The following is a 22,344-nucleotide window of genomic DNA, read 5'->3' on the forward strand; positions in this document are numbered from 1 at the left end:
CTCCTCAGAACGGTTTCCAGAACCCGGTGCCCTTGACGGTGGCGTCCGTCTTGGTGGTTCCATCGGGCTTGACGAGTATGCGTTTGCCGCCGGTTTTCAGTTTCCAGTGGGCCGTTCCGCCACCGCCAGGGCTGTTGCTGGGCGTGCCATGGGTGGTGACATCCGTGTCTGCGGCGATGACCTGGACATTGGCTTCCTTGGCCAAGGTCTTCAGGAAGATGTTGCCGGGACCGGCGCCATGACAGGACTGAACGGCAATATAGCTGTTGCCACCAGTGCAGAACATGCCCTTTAGGATCTGGCCGAATTTCTTGGCCTGGTTGGCGTCCGACACAAAGTCCTTGCCTTCGTTTTGCTGCAGCTTGCCGTCGTTGTTGGTGTCCTTGCCCATACGGAAGCCGCCATGGTTGCTCCAGCCGCCATGGGCGTCGATGATGAGCCCGGTGATGCAGCCGCAGGTGCCGACCCGGGTCTTGAGCACATTGATCATCTCGGTGACATTATTGACGAAGGCCGAGGCGTCGGCGCCGGCATAGGGCAGGTATTTGTATTGTGCCTCGTATTGATGGCTGAACAGGACCGTGCCGAGATTGGTGATGCCGCCGGGACATTTGGTGGCATCGCGGGCCGGGATCGGTGTGATCGTTTCCCAGTCCTGCGGCGCGAACGTCGTGTTCGGCTTGACCGGCAGTTTTTTCGGTCCAGTGGCCTTGGCCGTGCTGGCAGGAACAACGTCGCCTGAACCTTGCGTGACCGACACGGTTTCGTTGGTCGTTGGCGTCGAGCGGGCGACCGTTGCCGATTGTCCGGGTTTCAGCGCCTGCGCCAGATCGGCGCCGACCTTGTCGGTGGGCTTGTCGTTCAGCGAAACCCCGGTCGCCTTGTTCTGCAAAGCGTTATAGTGCTTGCGGGCATCTTCCTTGGAAATGATCCCGGATTTGACGGCCTTGCCGAGCGCGGCCCGCTGCTTGTCGAGATCGGCAGAGGCCTGTTTCATTTCGGCAAGTCTCAGGGCTGTCGCCGAATTGCCGAAGGTGGTGGCGAGGTTCGCGGCTGTGGTCATGGCTGCCGCGGCGTTCTTCTGGGTGCCTTCCAGACCGGCCAGATCGCGGAAAGCTCCACTGCTGCCGACGGTCTTCAGAACGTCGCCGAGACCCGCTGGCGCCGGGGCTGCCGGCGCGTTCTGCAAGTTCACCAGGGCCGTTGGAGGCGCCGTCGGTTTCAAGGCGTCGGTCTGGCTCTGATAGCGGCTGTTGAACAGGTTGGACGGGAAATCCGCCAGCGCCGGGTCCTTGTCGTTGAGCACCCAGTCCGTCGACCCCTGGTGCTCCTCGCACGCCACGCAGGAATCCATCAGCGCCTGCGCATAGGTGCCTTCGGTCGGCAGGCTCAGGCGCATGGGCGGCGTCACCGTGTCGGCCTTGTAGAACTTGAAGGCGGCGGCCGCGTCCTTGTGGCCGTCGATACCCAGGAAGGCGCCGGGCGCTACCCGGAAGACCAGGCTGTTGCCCATGATGGCGACCGGATTGAGATCCACCACCGAGGCGATCGAGCGGAAATTGGTCTTCGATATCGAGAAGCCGTCGAGCAGCGTGTAGAGCTCATCGCGATCCATCGACCACCAGATGGCCTTGTGGTAGTAGAACAGGTCGCTGTTGAGATGCTCCTGCAACTTGTCGAGGGCACGAGCGACTTCTTCCGACAGTTTCAGGGTCTCGTAGGAGGCGAGCGGGAAGGCCACTTCAGCGGAGTCTGCGTCGCCGCTGTCCGGCTTGACGAGGTCGTCCTGTCCGCCGCCGCCGCGGCCGACCCGGCGGCTGTAGGTCTCGGCGGTGAAATCGATCGTGGCGCCGCGCAGATTGGCGACGGAGCCTTTTGGCAGGGACGCGCCGACTTCAGCTGACAGTTTTTCCGTGGCTTCCAGTGTGAGCCGCGCCACATCCGCGCGGGTGACGCCGGCAAGCGCGCTCGACGGCACATTGAAGTCGACGCGAACCGTGCGGTTGAAACCGTAATTGCCGGCCATGGTGAAATCGGCGCCGGTCAGGATGGTGCCGCCGGCGGTTTTCAACACCAGCTTGTCCAGCCAGGCCCGCGCGATCGAGGGCGCAATCTGGCTCTGGAAATAGCGTTCGCGCTCCTGTGGCGTGACCGACAGGTAGTTGGTAACGATTTCCTCAGGCGACTTGGGCAGGAACACGGTGAGCGGCGCCAGGGTCTTCAGCATGGCCTGGCCCGTCGGGCTGCGCAGCAGATCCTCCTTGGCGCCTTCCTCGGTCTCCTTGGCCAGCTTGCCCTCATCCGGGCGCTTGATCGCCAGCTGGATGGTGAAGCTGCCGGACAGGCGGGTGAGCTTCTGGTCGCTCTTCGCGCCCGGAGGCACATTCGGCCAGCCCGCGTTGAACTCGTCGATGTATCGCAGGGCGATGCTCAGGTCGCGGCGCTTGAGATAAGGCCAGAGCTTGTCCTTCCAGCGTTCGATCCGCACCTTGTCGAAGGGCAGGATCTGGAAGGGAACGAACAGGCATTCGTCCACGCCGACCAGCTCCGTGTCGACCCGGATGTGGCGCAGGATCTGGTGATAGATGACGGTGAGCGAATGGCAGTAGTTGGGGTTGCGGATGATTTCCGAAACGCCGGTGACATTTTCGTTCTGCTCGACCTCCTGGATGACGGAGGTTTCCACGCTGCGCAGGCTGTCCGCATATTGCCGGATGGCGTCGCGCAGGCGCTGTTCCTCCGAGGCGGACACCGACCGCCCGCTTTCCTGGGAAGCGCTCGACTGGGCCTGGCCGTGGGAAAAGCCGCCGCCGATGACGAAGCCGGCCATGGCGAAGCCGGCGCCGGCGGCAACGCCGGTCTGCGAGGATTGCGAGCGGCCGCTGCTCCATTCGTTCAGGTTGGACTGGACCGCGTCGGCATAATCCCGGTCACGAAATGTGGTTCTGCCAACACGTTCGGCGTAGTTGCTGTCTTCCTCACGCCGGGCGGATTCGGTCCGGCGCCAGTCCAGCTGGACCACCCGGCGGGTCTGGCGCGGCGCCAGGGTCAGGGACTTCAGCACGTCGCCGAGCGAATAGCCGTTGGAGCGCCAGCGCATGCGGTAATTCAGAACATGGCCCCTGGCGATACTGGCAGCCTGAAAGGTCAGCCCGCCCTGTTCCCAGGGGATGGGGTTGTCCTTGCCGACAGGGGTTCTGGGATTGGCGAGCGCGCCCCAGCGGTCCCACAACGAAACGATCGCGGGGATCCTTGCAAACGGCGCCGTTGTGATCATACCGCCGCTGGCGAGGCCGGACGTATCGCTCTTGGTTTCGCGCAAGGCGGTGTAGACCAATCCACCCGCCTTGGCCTTGGGTGTCTTCTTGGATCCCTCGGCCTCGATCTCGGGCTGTTCGACGCGAAGCACGGTCGAAAAGCTCTTTTCGCCGAGCACGCGGTTGGGATTGGAAAACGGCTTGCAGAAACTTCCCGGGTCGTCGGAAAACAGGTCCGCATTCTCGATCAGCTGATTTTCCGAGAGCTTTACCGTTTTTTTCGCCGGAGCGTCCTTTGCAGCCGGGGCTGCTCCCGGAACGAGAACGACCACACCGGACTGTGCCGTCGCCGGCACCGGCTCCTGCCGGTAGCCGGCAAAATGCGTGTCCGCGTTCGCCAGGTACCAGGCCCAGCCCAGGACCTTGGCCGGATCGGCCAGGGGCAGGGCGAGTTTGAAAGCGCCGTCGAAGGACAGGTCCGTGGTCGCAAAAGGCAGGGCGGAAAGCTGCGCCGTCACCGCGGCATCCAGGGTCAAGGCCCTGGCGCTTCCCTGCAACGGGTCCTGGCCGAGCAACGCTGAAACAAGCTTCTTGTTTTCCTCGGTGACAAGGGCCGCCATCAGCTTGTACCCGTCGAACCGCGTGTCCGGAGCCGCGGCAAAGCGGTAGTGGCCGCTTCTGTCCAGCACGGCGGCAGCCGGAGCCACCACGCGCGGTTTCAGCGCGTCATCTATTGGGCCGGCCGTCGGTATTCTGAGCACCGCGCGCTGGCCGTCGATTTGCGGATCGAGCCGCAACAGGTCAAAGCCCTGGCTGTTTTCCACCAGTGCGCCGGTCAGGGTCTCCCCCGCGATGCCATCCACGGTGAGCTGGGCGGGGCGGGTCAGATCCAGCGGGCTGCGCTGACTGTTCTCGCGGCCATCGGCGGCCTTGTAGGTCAGGCGCAGATGCAAGGTGGCGGGCTGCGTCTCAAGTGGCGGGTCGGGCTCGATCAGCAACTGGAGTTTGGATTGCGGGTCGTCGTCCGTTCCAACCGAAAGCACTTCTTTCAGGACATCCGGCCGGAACCGGTCGTCGATCTCGACAAGCTCCTCCAGGCGTGTGAAGCCACCGCGCTCTTCGCGAATGGCGACCGCCTTTATGGCCAGCTCAAGGGGAACGCCGGTCAGATCCGACAATTCCTTCGCATAAACCAAATTGATATCACGCAACATAGTACCGGCCTCCTCCGATGCCGATCGGGACAATGGCGTGAATGCTATCAGAGGTTTTTACTTACCTTAAGGAAATTATTCAGGATTGTATTTTGCGTGCCGTGAATAGCTTCAAAGTATTTATGCACCAAAAAATTGTACTTTCGGTTGAGGGTGGAGCTAAGTATATGCCAAGAAAGAACTATTCGATGTGTCTGACCGGACGCCAGCGGCCTAACCGCCCTTCACCTTCAGTTTGCCGCTGTCCTTGCCGTTTTCGCTGTCATTGGTCCAGGTGAGGCGCAGGTCGAGGCGGGACTGGCCGTCTTCCTGGGTCGCGGTGACGCGCAGCGTCATCAGCCCCTTGGGCTCCAGGGTGATCTCGCCGGTATCGTCACCGAATTCCAGTTCGCCCTTGGCAATGCCGCGCTTGACCGCGTCGAGCAGTTTCTGGATCGATTTCCTGTCCTGAAGTGACTGGTGCCGGAAGCGGCCCTTGCGTTCCATCATCGCGCCAATCCATGTTGCTTGAGTATCTCAACCGGGTTGAACAGCTTGGCATGGGGAAAGTCCCGGCTGATACCGAGAATGTTGCCGTCCGGCGAGATGATCGTAGCCCCCGTGCCGATGCCGTCCAGACCTTCGGAACTTCTGGAATGGCGGTCAAGGGTGATGTCGGCTTCCAGGTGCAGCAGCCCGTGTTTGGACCGAAGCTCCTGTCCCCTGTGCTGATTGACGTGGCCATGAACCAGCAGCTTGATGCCCGCCAGATGCAGCTCCTCGACACCCCGCTCGGTCAGGGGATGGTCAACATCGCGGTACTTGGTGCGCATCAGGTTGGCGACAGTGCCCGAATAGAAAACGAACGGGTCCTTGCGGCTTTCCTTGCGAAAGCGCCGATTGACGTGGTCGACACCTTTACGGGAAATCTGTTCGGCCATCTTGTCGTCGATGCCGGCATGAACGAACAGCAGCGAACCGCTCTGGTGCGCGGCCTTGAGGCCGCTGAAGAACCAAGTGTAGCGACCGCCGGGTTCGACAAAAAGCTCCCGGCATTTGAGCGCAGCCGCATAGAGTTCGCGGAGGGTCAGGCCAACCTCGGCGGCATGCTCAGCGAACTTGTCGGTCTTCTTCTTGAGGCGCGCCATTTCCTTCTTGATGGCGGCCTCGTTCATGTAGCTTGCCGCCGCCTTCGGGAATTGCCTGGTCCATTTCTTGCCGGGCACCATCAGGCGCAGGCAGTCCTTTTCCGACGGCAGGTCGTTCAAGACCGTATCCGCATCGACATGGCGGTCGAAGATTTCCTTCAGGAGCGGCATCACCTTCTTGCCCATGCGCACGAACATGTGGGCATTCAGCGAGCCACGTTTCACGGTGAGTGCCTCGAGACCGAGAAAAAGCCGGAGATCGTGATTACCCGCAAGCAGCACCACATCCGTGCCGGACCTCATCAGGAAAGAGAGGCTGTCGAGCAGGTCGAGATTGCTCGGTCCCTTGTCGAGACAATCGCCGCCGATGATGATCTGGCAGCTGCGGCCGAAAGCGGTCAGCTCGAAGTCGGTGAGGCCGGAGCTGGTGCGGATGATGGCACGTGCCGCGACCAGCGAGCGCAGCAGGCCCTCGGCGTCGGCATGGAGGTCGGAGATGAAGGTCACCGGCCGGTCGGGCCAGTCCCAGGGGCCGAGTTCGTTTGCCTTGGCGAGGCTCGTGACAAGGTCCGTCGCGGTGTTGTTGGCGAAGGGATGGTCATGGCCCTTGTCGAGCGGCCAGGGCACGCAGCTCCTTGGCAGGTCCAGATCGCTGCTGCGGGTGCAGGCAATCGGCGGCAGCAGGGGCGTGAGGGGCGTGTCGATCATCATGGTGTTTGGCGGTTCCAATCAGTCCAGTCCGGTTTCCAGAAGCTGGCGCTGTTTCCAGGCACCGGTTTCATGCGACCAGCCCGCCTCCGGGCTGAATTTCAGAACAACGGGTTTGGCGTGATGCATGCTGACCTTTCGGATGTCGTCAAAGGCGAGCACGCCGAGATGATGCGCGGCATGGCGGAAGGCAGCGCCGTGGCCGACGAAAATCTGCGCGGTGGCGTCCGATGCGGTGGTCAGTGCCTCGAGCCGTGCGGTCAGAAAGGCGGCGACCCGGCCTCCGGCCTCAAGCAGGCTCTCCGCGCCCTGGGCCGGCAGCTTGTAGTGGCTGTTCGATTTCCAGTCCTCGGGTGGCACCGCGTAGCGCGGATCGTCGGCGAGGATCTGCTCGATCTCGGGGATCGTCAGGTTGGCAAAGGCACCGACGCTGCGCTCGGCCAGCGCTTCGTCCTCGGTGACTGTGTAGGCGGTGCCGGTCAGCTCCGAAAGGGACTGGCTCAGGAGCGTCGCCGTCTGCCAGGCGCGCTGTTGACGGGAGCAGAACACCTCCGGCGAAAGCGCCCAGCCATTCTCCGCAGCCAGCGCCGCAAGTTCCCGGCCGACATCACTGGCCTGGGCCTTGCCGGCCTCGGTCAACGGAAACGGCTGGAATGCGCTCGGCGTGCCTGGTTTTTGATGATAGGCGCCGTGGCGCACCAGGATGGCGTAGCGCGCGGTCATGGCTTTTGCCCCAGAAGGTCGGCGCCGGCCTCGAACAGGGCGTCGAAATCGATATGTCCGGTCACCTCCCACACCTGAACGTTCTTCAGAGCGTTCAGGTAGGCTTGTGTGTTCATCTCGGCATGGTCCGTCCAGAAGACACCGTCAGGGGCCTGATAGAACGGGCCGGGGCTTTTCAGGATCGCGGACAGGAGATCGGGCCGGTCTTCAAGTTTCACCTCGGTCACCGCGGTCGGGTCAGCACTGTCGCGCGACCAGTTGAGCACCCAGAAATCGGTCAGCTGGGTGTCGTGGGAGATCCGGCCCGGGCCATAGATATCGTCGATGAAGAGGTCGTATTTCTCTTCCAGGTGCCAGAGCTCGTCTGGTTCCATGTTGCGCAGCTCTTCCTCGCGCTCCTCGTCGATGATGCCGGCAAGGCGCGCATTGGTGACGATGGTGCCCGGATTGATGCGCGGCAGCTTGGGGATGCCGAGCGCATCTGTGCGCTTGCCGGCATTGCGCACCAGCAGCCTGTCGTTGGTGACATAGTGCGTACCGGCGATCTCCATCAGCCGGAGCATGGTCGTCGATTTGCCGCCGCCGGAGAGGCCGGAAATGGCAAGCCCCTTCGTCGCCGTGCGCACCGCCGCCGCGTGGCAGGCGACCCAGCCCTCGCGCTGGAAATGATTGAGGATCTGGGTGTTGATGAAATTGATGACCTGGTTGGGGTGGGGCTCCGTCGGGCCGAAGGCGATCGCCCAGCCGGGCGCCTGCAGGAACTGCACACCTGTACGCACCTTCAGCACCGTGCGCCCGCCTTCCAGGTCCGCGATTGCGTCCTTGCGTCCGGTCTTGCCCGGTTCCCGCGCCCAGTCGGTATAGTCGACCGTAAACGGCAGCTCCGCTTCACCGAGGACATGGACGGTCATGTCCGGGTCCGCAGGCGCCGAGATGACATGCTGGAAATAACGCAGCAGTTCGGCCAGCAAGGTGGCGGAGGTGCAGCGGACCTCGACAACAAAACCGCCAACCGTGAGGCACACCGGGTCGGAGGCCAGGGTCTCGCGCTTAGGCGCAAGCGCATCGACAACATCCTGAACGCTGATCCCGGTCATGCGCGCACTTTCTCAATCACATGGGTTGCGTAAAGCGTGGCGGCGTCGATCGACGCCCCTTCCAGGGCGCCCTTGAAGCCGCCGAAGGCGGAGACCTCGAAAATGATCGGGCCGTTGTCCGTCAGGCCGATATCGACGGTGGTGAAATCCAGATCGAAGGGGGCCTGGGCCCGCCTTGCCAGTTCGATCAAGTCCGCATCTGGCGCGAAGGGCTCGTATTTGCCGCCATGAAGGATGGTGGTGTTCCAGCTGTCGGTCTGGGCAACCCGGGCATAGGTGCCGAGATATTTGCCGCCGAGAAACACCATGCCGAGGTCGCGGCCGGAGAGGTTGACCTTCTTCTGCAGATACATCACCGGATTGCCGGCCTTGAAGGCCTCGATCTTCTGCCGGAGCGCGGTCTCGCCCTCATCGGCATCCATCAGCGTCATGCCGCGGGCCTTGGTGGAAAAGAGCGGCTTGAACACCGCGCCGCCGAACCGCTGGACCGCGGCGAGCGCCTGATCCACGCTTTCGGTGACGCAGGTGGCCGGCATCGGAATGCCGGCATTGGAAAGCGTCACGGTGCAGCTCAGCCGGTTGACGAGGCCGAGGATCGACCTGGTCGAGGAAAAGATCTTCACACCGGCCGCTTCCGCCACGCGCAGCATTTCCAACCGGTCGAGGGTGGCCGGGCTGTATTGCTGGCTGATCTTCTTGATCACCAGACCGTCAAGCTTTGAGAGATCGGTGTCGCTGGCCATCAGCGAACGGTTTTTCAGGTCGAGCGCGGTATCGGCCATGTCGATCACACAGCGGAAGCCGGTCTCTTTCTCCAGCGCATCGGCCAGCACCTCGGTCGACCACTTGCCGGGAATGCCGATGACGCCGATTTTGAGATCAGTCAACGAAAAGCTCCTTCATCGGAAGCCGGAAACGGGCTTCACCGCCGGGCGGGCAGGCGAGCGCCTGTTCGATCAGATAGCGGGCGCGCAGCCACATCCGCCGGGCATGGGATTTGTCAAAAATGAAACGGGTGGAGCTGGCAAAGGAACGTGCGAGGCCCAAGGCCAACCGGTACTCGAACGTCGCGTCGCCCTGCTTGCGGGCAAAGCCCCGGGCGGATTTGTAGAAATCCTGGGAGACATTCATGATGCGCTTCCGGGTGTCGCGGTCGAGCACCTGGAGCCGGTAGTTCGACACCATGAACACCGAGACGTCCTGGACGTAATCCATGTAGCGGGACCGGTGCAGATCGATGAAATGGATCCGGTCCTCGCCCGGGTCGTAGATGATGTTGTCGACGTTGAAGTCGCCATGGATATAGACCGAGAACGGCGCCGGCACATTGGCCTCCCGTTCTGTGGCCTGTTCGATCAGCTTGTCGAGCGCGGGCAGGCTCTCGCCGGAAAAACTGACCTTCCGGTCCTGGAACTCCGGATGCACCCGGCGCACTTCGCCCAGCCGCTTGGCGAGCTGCTGCATGCTGCCCAGTTCCGCCGGTTCCTGGGCGCGGGTCTGTTTCCAGACATCCTTCAGCGTCCGGGTGAGCCGGTTGAGAGCCGTGGCACACAGGGCGTCGTTTTCACTGAGCACAATATGCTCGAAAGTGAAGCCCGGCAGATGCTCGATCAGGAGCGCGGCGGACTGGTTGCGTTTCTCGTAGGACAGGATCTTCGGGGCAAGGCCCGGATAGATCGAATGCCAGCTCTTCACGCCCTGGCGCTCCTCCTTGACCTTGCTCTTCTCGCCATCCTTGAAGACGGCGGCGACTTCCTCGGTCTTGCGGTCCTTGATGGCGGAGATCGAACTGCCCGAGCGGGTCTCTGCAATGGTCTCGACCGTGAGGTTGCCGACAGGCCCTTCGAGATCCGACATCAGGCTCTGCAGGGCAAAGTACCGCTCGAAATTGACGGCCTGGCCGATATTGGCAGAGATCAGCGCTTCGCTGATCGATTTCAGCGAGTCGCCCATGCGCTGGATCTCGCTGGCGACCAGCAGGCTGTTGGCAATGTCGGCCGGGCGGATGTCCGGGTTGCGCATTTCCTTGGTGTAGATCTTGAACAGCTTGCGGTAATCCGCCTCGATCTTGTCCTGAAGCTGGCCGATCTCGATGGCGAGTTCGCTGTCGCTGTCGGTGAGCGCCTGTTCGATGCTGGCGACGCCGCTGCGAACGCGTTTGACGATGGCCGGATAGCGCTGCGGTTCCAGCGTTTCGAAGGTTTCGATCCGCTCCACGTGGTGCAGGGACTGGCGCGCCAGGTTGGAGAGCCGTTGCAGGTCGGAGGCGATCAGCTCCAGGCTGCGCAAGGTGATGTGTTTGCGGTTGTTCTTCTTCGCACCGGTCATCTGGCGCACGCAGGCGGCCAGGATGCGGCTCTTCAGATTATGCGCATAGCCAGCCCGGTCCTGGATCCGGCGCGCGGTCGCGGCCGTCGGCTCCTTGAAGAAGGCTTCGAGCTGGATCAGCTGGCCGTCAATCTCCGCGCACAGAAAATGGAGATTTTCCCGAATTGTTTTCGGTACACGAGAGCGTTGACCAGTCATATTCACCCTTTTGACCGGAGCGATTTTGTTCGCTGGTTAGGCGGATTGCCTGCCGTGGTGTCCATCACCACAAAGGCAAGACAACGACGCCAGCGGGCAATATCGCCCGGCCCGCTGATCGGGGTTGCCCGATCTGGAACAGTCGTGAACGGGTGAGGTAAACCTGCCCATCGGTGTCGTTGCAGCGCTTGCCCGATGCACCGCATCGCGCTGCGCACTGCGCCTCGCCGAATGAGCAGTTTGACCTCATCAAAAGGTTTAATATGACTGGTCAACGCTCTAGTCATGTTGGGGTCCGAGATAGACTTTGAGCCCCCGCGTACAGCCAAGTGGAAACAGTTTTGTGACATAAAGCGGACGTAGCTGCGCCGCGTCCTCGGCCGTGATCCATCTTGTGGCGACCTGGTGTGGATCCGGGTGGTTGCCGAGTGCCGGCCGGTAGCTGTCCTGAACGGTGCATTCGAAGATCAGATCGAGCTGGTGCTGGCGCTCCGTGCCTTCGGATTTCAGCCGGTAGAGATCGGCAACATGCATGAGTTTTCCGACCGCTACCTCGGCGCCGATTTCCTCCAGGCACTCGCGTTTCAGGGTGGCTTCCAGATCCTCACCCGGTTCCTGCTTGCCACCGGGCAAGGTGTAATAAACCCCTTTCACCGGATGATGTTTTTCCTGCACCAGCAATTTTTCACCGCGCAATATGAAGGCCCGCGGCGTCGAGCGGATCAGGGGGCGGAACGGGGCAGGGGAAAGGTCGCTGGAGATAGTGGTGCGTCCTTTTCTTTGGCGCCGGAATCCAGACTTCAGATGCCTGCGGTACCTTGTGCCCTGTCATGACGTCGTGCCGTTGCCGGCACCCAGGCGAAACTGCTCAAAGTATAGGTGAGTCGCGGACACCCGGCTAACCGATAAAAGCCTGTGAATAAGGGTGAGTTGGGCACGGAAGGGAGCGGCCTCTCAGGGGGCGACTGCAAGTCCATCACCTCGGGAAACAGCAGGCCACCTCCGTCAGCGTCATCCTGTGGAGGGCCGGCCGGCCCGTCTCTAGGGATCTGCGGCACATTCTTGAACATCTGGCCGATCCTTCGAGACAGCGCTGGCGCGCTTCCTCAGGATGACGCTGAACTGGTGGCGATTTGAAACGACGCGTTGCCGCACACTCAGTGGTCATCCCGGCCTTGAGCCGGGACCCACTCGTTTCCAGGGCGGTGGAGTATTGGTTGTTTGGATGTTTGGAACGCTCTGCCCAAATCAGACATCGGAACATGCGGACGCGTGGATTGGATCCCGGCTCAAGGCCGGGATGACCTCGGTGGGCGGGGCGAGGTCGAGCGGATTTGGCTTGGCCGGGAGGGCCACTGAGCGTGCTGTGAGCGCGTGTTCTCGGGCTGGTCAGGAATGACCGCCGTCGGGCGCGGGGACACCCTCAGATATCCGGCCCCATCGCCCGGCCTTCCGTCAACGGATCGATCTCGTTGCGCAGTTTTTCGAGCGCGCGCATGCGTTCCTGGGCGCGGCCCTGGTTCTCGCGGGTGACGCCGGCGATCAGCACTTCGGCAATCGCCATCAGGGCCAGCGAGGAGTCCCAGGGGGAGGGCACCGCGACGCGGGCGGGCAGCACGAAGCTGGCGATCCGGCCGACCGGCGACATCCAGCTGTCGGTGACCAGCGCCACGGTTGCGCCCTGCTTGGCTGCGGCCTCGGCGAACTGGATGATCTCCGCCTGGTAGCGGCGGATGTCGAAAACCACGACCACGTCCTTCGGGCCGATGCCGATGAGCTGGTCGAGCCAGTTGCCCTGCTGACCGGCGACGTGATTGACGTTCGGCCGCACGATCCGCAAATGAGCGGCCATGTAGCGGGCGAGACCGTCGGTGAAGCGGCCGCCGATCAGGTGAACGGTCTTGCGCTCGTCTGCGAGCAGCTTTGTGAGGCCCGTCAGCTCGCCCTTGGGCAGATGAGCGAAGGTCTCGCGCACATTGTCGATCAGCTGGCTGACATGGGGATCGCGGTCCGGCGCGTCGGCCATGCTGGTGCTGCGGGCGAGCGGTGAATTCAACTGGCTTTCCAGCTCGCTGCGCAGCTTCTTCTGGAACTCCGCGAAACCCGGAAAGCCGAGCCGGCCAACAAAGCGCAGGATGGTCGGCGAACTGACCCCGGCGGCTTCCGCGAACTGCGCGACGGTGCCAAGCCCCTGCATCGGATAATTCGCCATCAGGGCATGGGCGGCCTTTTTTTCCGTGGCGGTGAATTCGTCCAGACGGTCGCGGATATCTTCCAGAAGAGGGCGTTCCATGGGCTTGGGCCTTTTTCCCGTCGGCGCCGCTGAATTTCATTTGACAGCGGTCCTAATCTGCGTATCAAATATTACAGAAGTTAGTTAAGTCGGCAATCCTGTAATAAACATTACAAACAGCAGGGTCGATCTTTCAGGGAGTTGGGAATGGGCGTGAACCCCCGGACCGGAGGAATGAACAAGGCCGTCGCGGTTGAAAACGCGGAGGGTGCCGGTCCGATCGTTCTTGTCTGCGATCACGCCTCGAATTTCTTCCCGCCGCCCTATGACACCAGCCTCAATGTCAGCGAGGCCGACAAGTCGGCCCATATCGCCTGGGATCCGGGTGCGCTCGGCGTTGCCAGGGGACTGTCCAGGGCGCTCGATGCACCGCTGGTGTTCACCACCGTTTCCCGCCTCATTATCGACTGCAACCGCGAGGAAAGCCGGGCCGACCTGATCCCGTGCCTGAGCGAGACCACGGAAATTTCCGGCAACCGCGACCTGAGCCCGGAAGAAAAGTCTTTCCGCATCGACCTGGCGCATCGCCCGTTCCATACGGCGATCGACAAGGTTCTGAACGAACGCAAGGACCGGGACCTGCCGAGCGCGGTGGTCTCGATCCATTCCTTCACCCCTGTCTACAAGGGCAAGTCCCGCCCGTGGGAGATCGGCTTGATCTATGAAACCGACCGCCGACTGGCCGATCCGGTTCTGGCGGATCTCGCCGCGCGCGGCGATCTGACGGTTGGTGACAATGAGCCCTATTCGCCGGCGGACGGCGTCTACTACACCATCCGCCGTCACGGCGAAGACCGGCAGCTACCCTGCCTGATGATCGAGATCCGCAACGACGAGATCACGACGCCGGAAGAGGAAGCCCGCTGGAGCGACCTGCTGGCGCCGGTGCTGGCGCGGGCGGCCGAAGCGGTTGCGGGAGGCGCCCATGCTTAAGCTGGCCTGCCTCTATGTCCGCGCCGTCGACGGTTTCAACCGGCGGCTCGGCAAGGTGATCATGTGGGGCATCTTCGTGATGGCGGCGATCCTGCTGTGGTCGTCGATCTCCAAGACCTTCTTCAACCCGTCGCTGTGGACCCTCGAAATCGCCCAGTTTGCCATGGTCGCCTACTATGTGCTCGGCGGACCCTATTCGATCCAGATGGGCTCGAATGTGCGCATGGACCTTTTCTATGCGGAATGGAGCGTGAAGAAGAAGGCCTGGTTCGACGCCTTCACCGTGCTGTTGCTGATCTTTTATCTCTGTGTGCTGCTTTATGGCGCGCTCAATTCGACGGCCTATTCGCTCGGCTATTTCGGCAAGGATTCGATCGGTTTCTGGTGGGATCTCTTTGTTACCTTCATTACCGGTGGCCCGGACGCTGCGGCTGAGAAGCTCGGCTATATCGAGCGCAGCCCGACCGCCTGGCGGCCCTATCTGTGGCCGGTCAAATTCATCATGATCTTCGGTTTCTTCCTGATGCTGCTTCAGACCGTCTCTGAACTTCTGAAAGACATTGCCCGGATCAAGGGAGTGTCTCTCTGATGTCCTATGAGTTGATCGCTCTTTTGATGTTCTCGTCGATGATGCTGATGCTCCTGACGGGGCAGCGCGTCTTCGGCGCCATTGGCGGCATTGCCGCGGTCGCGGCCCTGTGCCTGTGGGGCACGGGCGGCGGCGACATTCCGTTCTCCGCGGCCATGAAGCTGATGAAATGGTATCCGCTGCTGACGCTGCCGATGTTCATCTTCATGGGCTACGTGCTGTCGGAAACCAAGATCGCCGACGATCTCTACAAGATGTTCCATGTCTGGATGGGACCGATCCATGGCGGGCTCGCCATCGGCACGATCCTGCTGATGGTGCTGATCTCGGCCATGAACGGATTGTCGGTCGCGGGCATGGCCATCGGCGCGACCATCGCCTTACCCGAACTTTTGAAACGCAAATATGACAAGCGCATGGTCACGGGGGTGATTCAGGCCGGTTCCTCGCTCGGGATCCTGGTGCCGCCCTCGGTGGTGCTGGTGCTGTATGCCATGATCGCCCGCGCGCCGGTCGGCCAGCTCTGGCTTGCCGGGGTCGTGCCCGGCCTGATGATGGCGGGCCTCTTCATCGCCTACATTGCCGTGCGCTGCAAGATCCAGCCGGAGCTCGGTCCGGTTCTGTCCAAGGAAGAACGCGCTGCTTCTGAAGACCAGAAATACCATCTGCTTCTGGCAGGCATCCTGCCGATCGTGATCTTCGCCGCGATGATGGTGCCGTTCGTGATGGGCTATACCAGCCTGGTCGAAGCCTCGGCCATCGGTGCGCTGACGGCGCTCGTCGCCTCGGTCGTGCGCCGGCGCATGACGCTCGATATCCTGATCCTGTGCCTGAAGAACACGCTTGGCATTTCCTGCATGTTCATGTGGATCATCCTGGCGGCCCTCGGCTTCGGCGCTGTCTTCGACGGGCTCGGCGCGGTCAAGGCTATCGAGAACCTTTTCACCGACCAGCTCGGCCTGTCGCCCTGGATGATCCTGATCCTGATGCAGCTGTCCTTCCTGGTGATGGGCACCTTCCTGGACGACACGGCGATGCTGGTGATCGTGGCGCCGCTCTACGTGCCGCTGGTGGCAACGCTCGATCTCGGCATGCCGGCCGGCGAGGTGCTGATCTGGTATGGCGTGCTCTACACGATCACCACGCAGATCGCCTATATGACGCCGCCTTTCGGCTACAATCTTTTCCTGATGCGGGCGATGGCCCCCAAGGATGTCACCATGCGCGACATTTACGGCTCGATCACGCCGTTTGTCGCGGTGATGATCCTGGCGCTGGTCCTCGTCATGGCTTTCCCGCAGATCGCGCTCTGGCTGCCGGACCTGGTGTACGGCAGATAGAAGGATCTAAGGGCAACAACAACAACGTCCGGAGGAAACGGAGTTGGACCGCGGACAGATCAGAGCCGGAAAACGGCCACACCGCTGAAACTGAAACTGGAACTTAGGGGAACTTGAGATGACCAACAGACGTGATTTTCTGAAAAAAGCCGGTCTCGGCACTGCCGCCGCCGCCGGTGCGACCACCCTTGCGGCCCCGGCCGTCCATGGCCAGTCGCAGATCAAATGGCGCCTGCAGACCTATGCCGGTCCGGCGCTCGCCGAACACGTGATCAAGCCGCATATCGATGCCTTCAACAAGGCCGCCAACGGCGAGATGGTGATCGAGCTCTACACCGCCGACCAGCTGGTGCCGACGGGCGAGCTGTTCCGCGCCATGCAGCAGGGCACCATCGACGCCGTGCAGTCCGATGACGACTCCATGGCTTCGCCGACCGAAGTCACCGTCTTCGGCGGTTACTTCCCGTTCGCGTCCCGCTATTCCCTCGACGTGCCGGTGCTGTTCAACCAGTACGGCCTGAAGGAAATCTGGGAAGAGGAATATGCCAAGGTCGGCGTGAAGCACATTTCTGCAGGTGCCTGGGATCCGTGCCACTTCGCCACCAAGGACCCGATCCGTTCGCTGAAGGATCTGGAAGGCAAGCGCGTCTTCACCTTCCCGACCGCCGGCCGCTTCATGGCCCAGTTCGGCGTCGTGCCTGTCACCCTGCCGTGGGAAGACATCGAGGTTGCCGTGCAGACCGGCGAGCTTGACGGCATTGCCTGGTCGGGCATCACCGAGGATTACACCGTCGGCTGGGCGGATGTGACCAACTACTTCCTGACCAACAACATCTCCGGTGCCTGGGCCGGTTCCTTCTTCGCCAACCAGGAACGCTGGAACGAGCTTCCGGATCACCTGAAGGCGATGCTGCAGCTGGCTATGGATGCGTCCCACTATTATCGCCAGTGGTGGTACTGGGGCGGTGAAGCCAACCTGCGCGTCAACGGCACCAAGATGGAACTGACTTCCATCCCGGACGCCGAATGGGCAACGGTCGAAGAAGCCGCCCTGGCCTTCTGGGACGAAATCGCGGCGGAAAGCCCGACCAAGGCCAAGGTCGTGGAGATCTTCAAGAAGTACAATCAGGACATGCAGAAAGCCGGGCGCCCATACCGTTACAGCTGATGCAGGCCCGGCCGCGCCCGCATAAGTTGGCGCGGCCATACCTACCGGTCCGGAGTGGAACCCTCCGGGCCGGGCTTTTCAAGAACTGACAGATCTAGACCCGCGAAACGGACACGCTGAAAATGCCTGGCAACCTGACCTTCGATGCGCTGAAGTCGCTCGTAACCACCGGCGAGATCGACACGGTGCTCACCTGTATCGTCGACATGCAGGGACGGCTGATGGGCAAGCGCTTCCACGCCCAGCACTTTGTCGACAGTGCCTACCAGGAAACCCATTGCTGCAACTATCTGCTGGCGACGGATCTGGAAATGTACACGGTCGAGGGCTATGCCGCGACCAGCTGGTCGGGCGGCTATGGCGACTATGTCATGAAGCCGGACCTCGACACCCTGCGGCTGGTGCCGTGGCTGGACGGCACCGCGATGGTGCTGTGCGATGTGCAGGATCACCACACCCACAAGGATGTGCCGCATTCGCCGCGCGCCATGCTGAAGGCGCAGGTGGCGCGCCTTGCCGAGATGGGCCTGACGCCGATCATGGCGACCGAACTGGAATTCTTCCTGTTCGAGAAGAGCTTTGACGACATGCGCAAGGGCGGCTACCGCGACCTTGAACCGATCTCCGGCTATAACGAGGACTACCACATCCTGCAGACCACCAAGGAAGAGGACGTGATGCGCCCGGTGCGCAACCACCTCTATGCCGCGGGCATCCCGGTGGAAAACACCAAGGGCGAGGCGGAAGCCGGGCAGGAAGAACTCAACATCAAATACGCTCCGGCGCTCGACACCGCCGAATTTCACACCATCGCCAAGCATGCGGTGAAGGAAATCGCCTGGGCCAAGGGCCGGTCCGCGTCGTTCCTGGCCAAATGGCACCACGACCGCGTGGGATCTTCCTCGCATGTGCACCAGTCGCTCTTCGACAAGGACGGCAACAATGTCTTCTGCGACGACAAGGGCGAATACGGCATGTCGGAGACCATGCGCAACTACGTGGCCGGGCTGATCAAATACGCACCCGATTACACCTATTTCCTGGCGCCCTACATCAACAGCTACAAGCGCTTCCAGAAGGGGACCTTCGCGCCGACCAAGACGGTCTGGTCCATCGACAACCGCACCGCCGGCTTCCGGCTCTGCGGCGAAGGCACCAAGGGCCTTCGCATCGAGTGCCGCATCGGCGGCTCCGATCTCAATCCCTATCTGGCGCTTGCCGTCCAGATCGCGGCCGGGATCAAGGGCATGGAAGAAAAACTCACGCTTGACGCGCCGACCACCGGCGACGTCTACGACGCCCGGAAAGCCAAGGAAATTCCGCACACTTTGCGGGACGCGCGCGAGACCATGCGCAAGTCGAAGTTCCTGCGGGAAGCCTTCTCCGACGCGGTAATCGACCATTATGCCCGCGCCGCGGAATGGGAGCTGGAGGAATTCGACCGGGTGGTCACCGATTATGAAGTTGCCCGCGGCTTCGAGCGGGCGTAAAGGGCGAAGAAAGACGAGAAGGCACGCCTCACCCCACGCCGTCATCCTGAGGAGGGCCGTCAGGCCCGTCTCGAAGGATGGGCGGCACACTCCAAGCAAGCGGCCGATCCTTCGAGACGCCGCTTTGCGGCTCCTCAGGATGACGAGGGTGGGGAAGCGGCCGGACAGGAACACCTAGAGCCAACCACTTTCAGGAAAGCCGCACGGAAAGATGCGGATTTGAGAGGTTCAAATGTCAGATGTGATCAAACTGATTTCGCCGGTCGACGGCTCGGTCTATGCCGAACGCCCGGCGCTTGACGAGGCGGCTGTCGACCGCGTGGTCTCCGCCGCCCGCACGGCCCAGCCAGGCTGGGCGGCCCTGCCGATTGCCGAGCGTGTCGCCTATTGCGAAAAGGCCCTCGATGCCCTGAAGGCGATGAACGACGATGTCGTTCCGGAACTCGCCTGGCAGATGGGCCGGCCGATCCGCTATGGCGGCGAACTCGGCGGCACCATCGAGCGCACCGAATATTGCGCCCGCACCGCCGCGGAGGCTCTCGCCGATATCGAGCGCACCGACAAGCCGGGCTTCAAGCGCTATCTGCGCCGCGTGCCGCTCGGCATCGTCATGGTGATTGCGCCGTGGAACTATCCGTTCATGACGGCCATCAACACCATCATGCCGGCGCTGATGGCGGGCAACGTGATCGTGCTGAAACATGCCGCCCAGACCCTGCTCGTGGGTGAGCGCCTGGCCAAGGCCTTCGAGATTGCCGGCCTGCCCAAGGGTGTGTTCCAGAACATCGTGCTGACCCACCAGGGCACGGAAAAGCTGCTTGGTTCCGGCCTGATCGACCACGTCAACTTCACCGGTTCCGTCGGTGGCGGCCGCGCCATCGAGAAGGCGCTTGCGGGCACGTTCGCGACGCTCGGCCTGGAGCTCGGCGGCAAGGATCCGGCCTATGTCCGCGCCGATGCCGACCTCAACTACGCCGTTGAGAACCTGGTCGACGGCGCCTTCTACAATGCCGGCCAGTGCTGCTGCGGCATCGAGCGTGTCTATGTGCATGAAAGCCTTTATGACCGGTTCGTCGAGGGCTTCGTCGACCTGACCAGCCAGTACAAGCTCGGCAACCCGCTCGACGAGGCGACCACCCTCGGCCCGATGGCCCAGGCCCGCTTCGCCGCCTGGGTGCGCGAGCAGACCCAGGAAGCCCTGCGCAAGGGCGCCAAGGCCAATATCGACACGTCCAAGTTCGAAGCGGACAAGGACGGCACGCCGTATCTGGCGCCGCAGGTGCTGACCGACGTCAATCACCAGATGTCGGTGATGCGCGAGGAAAGCTTCGGACCGGTCGTCGGCATCATGAAGGTCAAGGACGACGAGGAAGCGCTGCAATTCATGAATGACAGCCCCTACGGCTTGACCGCGTCGATCTGGACCGAGGACGTTCAGGCCGCCGCCGAGATCGGCGACAAGGTCGAGACCGGCACGGTCTTCATGAACCGCTGCGACTATCTCGACCCGGCGCTGGTCTGGACCGGCGTGAAAGACACCGGCAAGGGCGCCGCCCTCTCCGAAATCGGCTTCCACAACCTGACCCGGCCGAAGTCCTTCCACTTCCGCGTGGAGCACTGAGGCGGCGAGACACAGATATGAGCAAGCCCGGTTTCCCTCATTTCATTTGGAACTGGGAAATTGGACTTGCTTTCCTCTCCCCCTTGCGGGGGAGATGTCTCCGTCAGGAGACAGAGGGGGGTGTCAGCCCCTCGGCAAACCCGGCACCGGAATTAACACGCACTGCCCGATACCCCCCTCTGTCCGCTGAAGCGGACATCTCCCCCGCAAGGGGGGAGAGGGGCGCAAGCGGTGATGTCGAAAAAGGCAGCTGCGATCACGGTATGTGGTTGCAGAAAAACAGACTTTCAAACCAACGAGACGACCATGAGCTCACTTCCTTCCGTCAACTGGTCCTACCCGACCTCCGTTCGTTTCGGCGCTGGCCGCATCAAGGAATTGCCGGATGCGGTCAAGGCCGCAGGCATGAAAAATCCGCTGCTGGTCACCGATCCGGGCCTGGCCGGCCTGCCGATGGTGGCCGCGGCGATCGAGAGCCTGAAAGCCGCCGGCCTTGAGGCTGCCGTCTTTTCCGACGTCAAGCCGAACCCGGTCGCAAGCAACATCAATTCAGGCGTCGCGGCCTACAAGGCCGGCGGCCATGACGGCGTCATCGCCTTTGGCGGCGGCTCCGGTCTCGATGCCGGCAAGCTGATCGCCTTCATGTCCGGGCAGAGCCGGCCGATCTGGGACTTCGAGGACATCGGCGACTGGTGGACCCGCGCCGATCCGGCAGGCATCGCACCGATCGTCGCCGTGCCGACCACGGCAGGCACCGGCTCGGAAGTCGGCCGCGCGGGCGTCGTCACCAACGAGGCGACCCACACCAAGAAGGTGATCTTCCATCCGAAGATGCTGCCGGCCATCGTTATCTGCGACCCGGAACTGACCGTTGGCATGCCGCGCTTCATCACGGTCGGCACCGGCATGGACGCGCTCGCCCACTGCCTGGAGGCCTACTCGGCGCCGATGTATCACCCGATGTCGGAAGGCATCGCACTGGAAGGCATGCGCCTCGTGTTTGAAAACCTGCCGAAGGTTGCCGCCGACGGCTCCGACCTCGAGGCTCGCGGCCACCTGATGAGTGCCGCGGCCATGGGCGCCGTCGCCTTCCAGAAGGGCCTTGGCGCGATCCACTCCCTCTCCCACCCGGTCGGTGCGCTTTACGACACCCATCACGGCATGACCAATGCGGTCTTCATGCCTTATGTGCTGCAGTTCAACCGCCCGGCCATCGAACAGAAATTCGAGCGCCTGGCGGGCTTCCTCGGCATTTCTGGCGGTTATCAGGGCGTGCTGGATGCGATCCTGAAGCTGCGCGCGGATCTTGGGGTGCCGCATACGCTGGCCGGTCTCAATGTTGATGACGCCAAGCGCGAGCTGATCGCCGAGATGGCCATCGTCGATCCGACCGCTGGCGGCAATGCGGTGGAACTGACCAAGGACGGCGCACTGGAGATCTTCGACAAGGCTCAGGCCGGAACAGTCTGAGGCCTCTGAGGCTCAAACAACAAAAGGCGCGCCGGTTGGCGCGCCTTTTTTGTGAGCACTCCTTCTCCTGCGCCTTCCCGGCCAAGCGAAGCGCGAGCCGGGACCGGGGAGCCGGAAGTCAATGTGTTTTTAGGGTCTTTCTATCGACAGGCGCCGGTTCTCCGATCCCGGATCTCCGCTTCGTTGCGTCCGGGATGACGAGAAGAGGCGGGCAGGCGGTCTGGTCAGACATTCGCGCGCAGATCGCCAAGCTGTCTTGGCTCCGCAACCTCCCGGACGCTTCCGGTTTTGACATCATAAAGAACGGCGGACACCGTCAGCGTGCCAGGGATCTCACCGGCATCGCGCAGCCGGGCGATATCCGTTTTCAGGTCCGTCGCCTGGTCGGTGATGGCCGACGGCGTGACATCGATGCCGAGCTTCGTCCGGATCATGTCCTGAAACTCCGGATTGGCGAAATTCTGGGCGCCGCATTGGGTGTGCTGCATGAGCACCACGTTGAATGCCGGGTGCGGGTTTTGCGTCATCTTCGAAACCATCGCGGCCAGAACCGCGATTTCCTCGATAACGGCACGTGTCACCCGGCCACCATTGTTGCGGACGACGACCGCGTCCCCGAGTCCAAGTCCGAGCACATGGGCGGGGTCGACACGGGCATCGATGCAGGCAACGATCAGTGTGTTGAGCTTGGGCAGGATCGGCAGGTCGGCCTGGTCGAAGCCATCTGAAAAGGTACTGTTGCGTTCGAAGAGAACGGACGTATCGGTCATTCGGGTTTCCTCTGGTTG

General features: G+C 62.3%; 17 protein-coding genes. 7 read left to right on the forward strand and 10 right to left on the reverse strand.

Going from position 1 to position 22,344, the window contains the following annotated elements; all coding sequences use genetic code 11:
• Positions 1–4: 4 nt before the first annotated feature.
• From M0H32_RS12130 to M0H32_RS12170, 9 genes are all read right to left on the reverse strand, one after another.
• Positions 5–4,471 (reverse strand): helix-hairpin-helix domain-containing protein, encoded by a 4,467-nt coding sequence (locus M0H32_RS12130; RefSeq protein ID WP_248154263.1) that lies wholly within the window; start codon positions 4,469–4,471, stop codon positions 5–7.
• A 213-nt stretch (positions 4,472–4,684) separates the two neighbouring features.
• Complete coding sequence (locus M0H32_RS12135) at positions 4,685–4,960, reverse strand: amphi-Trp domain-containing protein (protein WP_248154265.1); 276 nt, start codon at positions 4,958–4,960, stop codon at positions 4,685–4,687.
• Positions 4,957–6,327 carry a metallophosphoesterase family protein gene (locus tag M0H32_RS12140; RefSeq protein WP_248154267.1) on the reverse strand — a complete coding sequence of 457 codons (1,371 nt, stop codon included), beginning with the start codon at positions 6,325–6,327 and terminating at the stop codon, positions 4,957–4,959. Before M0H32_RS12140 ends, M0H32_RS12135 begins: the two co-directional genes overlap by 4 nt.
• Positions 6,328–7,029, reverse strand: a complete 702-nt coding sequence (locus M0H32_RS12145; RefSeq protein WP_248154269.1) for a histidine phosphatase family protein — start codon at positions 7,027–7,029, stop codon at positions 6,328–6,330. It lies immediately after the preceding gene.
• The gene (locus M0H32_RS12150) at positions 7,026–8,126 is read right to left on the reverse strand and encodes an HprK-related kinase B (protein ID WP_248154271.1); all 1,101 of its coding nucleotides are present in this window, start codon (positions 8,124–8,126) and stop codon (positions 7,026–7,028) included. Before M0H32_RS12150 ends, M0H32_RS12145 begins: the two co-directional genes overlap by 4 nt.
• Complete coding sequence (locus M0H32_RS12155; protein WP_248154273.1) at positions 8,123–9,013, reverse strand: GAK system ATP-grasp enzyme; 891 nt, start codon at positions 9,011–9,013, stop codon at positions 8,123–8,125. Before M0H32_RS12155 ends, M0H32_RS12150 begins: the two co-directional genes overlap by 4 nt.
• Positions 9,006–10,652, reverse strand: a complete 1,647-nt coding sequence (locus tag M0H32_RS12160) for a phosphotransferase (RefSeq protein WP_248154275.1) — start codon at positions 10,650–10,652, stop codon at positions 9,006–9,008. Before M0H32_RS12160 ends, M0H32_RS12155 begins: the two co-directional genes overlap by 8 nt.
• Positions 10,653–10,931: 279 nt before the next feature.
• Positions 10,932–11,348 (reverse strand): NUDIX domain-containing protein, encoded by a 417-nt coding sequence (locus M0H32_RS12165; protein WP_248154278.1) that lies wholly within the window; start codon positions 11,346–11,348, stop codon positions 10,932–10,934.
• 727 nt (positions 11,349–12,075) lie between these two features.
• Entirely contained in the window at positions 12,076–12,945 is an 870-nt protein-coding gene (locus tag M0H32_RS12170; RefSeq protein WP_248154279.1) for a MurR/RpiR family transcriptional regulator, read from the reverse strand.
• A 147-nt stretch (positions 12,946–13,092) separates the two neighbouring features.
• Here M0H32_RS12170 and M0H32_RS12175 point away from each other — a divergent pair, with 147 nt between their 5' ends.
• The 7 genes from M0H32_RS12175 to M0H32_RS12205 all read left to right on the forward strand — a co-directional run bounded on the left by M0H32_RS12175 (position 13,093) and on the right by M0H32_RS12205 (position 21,556).
• Positions 13,093–13,878 carry an N-formylglutamate amidohydrolase gene (locus tag M0H32_RS12175; protein WP_248154281.1) on the forward strand — a complete coding sequence of 262 codons (786 nt, stop codon included), beginning with the start codon at positions 13,093–13,095 and terminating at the stop codon, positions 13,876–13,878.
• Positions 13,871–14,467, forward strand: coding sequence for a TRAP transporter small permease subunit (locus tag M0H32_RS12180; protein ID WP_248154283.1), 597 nt, complete (start codon positions 13,871–13,873; stop codon positions 14,465–14,467). Before M0H32_RS12175 ends, M0H32_RS12180 begins: the two co-directional genes overlap by 8 nt.
• Entirely contained in the window at positions 14,467–15,807 is a 1,341-nt protein-coding gene (locus M0H32_RS12185) for a TRAP transporter large permease (protein WP_248154285.1), read from the forward strand. Before M0H32_RS12180 ends, M0H32_RS12185 begins: the two co-directional genes overlap by 1 nt.
• A 118-nt stretch (positions 15,808–15,925) precedes the next feature.
• A complete protein-coding gene (locus M0H32_RS12190; RefSeq protein WP_248154287.1) occupies positions 15,926–16,975 on the forward strand; it encodes a TRAP transporter substrate-binding protein in 1,050 nt (349 codons plus the stop codon).
• A gap of 122 nt (positions 16,976–17,097) precedes the next feature.
• Positions 17,098–18,465, forward strand: coding sequence for a glutamine synthetase family protein (locus tag M0H32_RS12195; RefSeq protein ID WP_248154289.1), 1,368 nt, complete (start codon positions 17,098–17,100; stop codon positions 18,463–18,465).
• Positions 18,466–18,697: 232 nt separating this feature from the next.
• Positions 18,698–20,086: an aldehyde dehydrogenase family protein gene (locus M0H32_RS12200; RefSeq protein ID WP_248154291.1), complete on the forward strand. Its 1,389-nt coding sequence runs from the start codon at positions 18,698–18,700 to the stop codon at positions 20,084–20,086.
• 306 nt (positions 20,087–20,392) lie between these two features.
• Entirely contained in the window at positions 20,393–21,556 is a 1,164-nt protein-coding gene (locus M0H32_RS12205) for an iron-containing alcohol dehydrogenase (protein WP_248154293.1), read from the forward strand.
• 224 nt (positions 21,557–21,780) lie between these two features.
• Here M0H32_RS12205 and M0H32_RS12210 read toward each other — a convergent pair whose 3' ends face one another.
• The gene (locus tag M0H32_RS12210; protein ID WP_248154295.1) at positions 21,781–22,326 is read right to left on the reverse strand and encodes a carbonic anhydrase; all 546 of its coding nucleotides are present in this window, start codon (positions 22,324–22,326) and stop codon (positions 21,781–21,783) included.
• Between the last annotated feature and the right edge of the window lie 18 nt (positions 22,327–22,344).

The sequence above is a fragment of the Roseibium sediminicola genome (assembly GCF_023156505.1).
In the GTDB taxonomy this organism is placed as follows: Bacteria; Pseudomonadota; Alphaproteobacteria; order Rhizobiales; family Stappiaceae; genus Roseibium; species Roseibium sediminicola.

What these genes read in the sequence shown, in the direction of transcription:
- M0H32_RS12160 (WP_248154275.1), bottom strand. Translation starts at nt 10,652, where the DNA reads ATGACTGGTCAACGCTCTCGTGTACCGAAAACAATTCGGGAAAATCTC.
- M0H32_RS12205 (WP_248154293.1), top strand. Translation starts at nt 20,393, where the DNA reads ATGAGCTCACTTCCTTCCGTCAACTGGTCCTACCCGACCTCCGTTCGT.
- M0H32_RS12180 (WP_248154283.1), top strand. Translation starts at nt 13,871, where the DNA reads ATGCTTAAGCTGGCCTGCCTCTATGTCCGCGCCGTCGACGGTTTCAAC.
- M0H32_RS12135 (WP_248154265.1), bottom strand. Translation starts at nt 4,960, where the DNA reads ATGATGGAACGCAAGGGCCGCTTCCGGCACCAGTCACTTCAGGACAGG.
- M0H32_RS12190 (WP_248154287.1), top strand. Translation starts at nt 15,926, where the DNA reads ATGACCAACAGACGTGATTTTCTGAAAAAAGCCGGTCTCGGCACTGCC.
- M0H32_RS12195 (WP_248154289.1), top strand. Translation starts at nt 17,098, where the DNA reads ATGCCTGGCAACCTGACCTTCGATGCGCTGAAGTCGCTCGTAACCACC.
- M0H32_RS12170 (WP_248154279.1), bottom strand. Translation starts at nt 12,945, where the DNA reads ATGGAACGCCCTCTTCTGGAAGATATCCGCGACCGTCTGGACGAATTC.
- M0H32_RS12145 (WP_248154269.1), bottom strand. Translation starts at nt 7,029, where the DNA reads ATGACCGCGCGCTACGCCATCCTGGTGCGCCACGGCGCCTATCATCAA.
- M0H32_RS12150 (WP_248154271.1), bottom strand. Translation starts at nt 8,126, where the DNA reads ATGACCGGGATCAGCGTTCAGGATGTTGTCGATGCGCTTGCGCCTAAG.
- M0H32_RS12210 (WP_248154295.1), bottom strand. Translation starts at nt 22,326, where the DNA reads ATGACCGATACGTCCGTTCTCTTCGAACGCAACAGTACCTTTTCAGAT.
- M0H32_RS12185 (WP_248154285.1), top strand. Translation starts at nt 14,467, where the DNA reads ATGTCCTATGAGTTGATCGCTCTTTTGATGTTCTCGTCGATGATGCTG.
- M0H32_RS12175 (WP_248154281.1), top strand. Translation starts at nt 13,093, where the DNA reads ATGGGCGTGAACCCCCGGACCGGAGGAATGAACAAGGCCGTCGCGGTT.
- M0H32_RS12200 (WP_248154291.1), top strand. Translation starts at nt 18,698, where the DNA reads ATGTCAGATGTGATCAAACTGATTTCGCCGGTCGACGGCTCGGTCTAT.
- M0H32_RS12130 (WP_248154263.1), bottom strand. Translation starts at nt 4,471, where the DNA reads ATGTTGCGTGATATCAATTTGGTTTATGCGAAGGAATTGTCGGATCTG.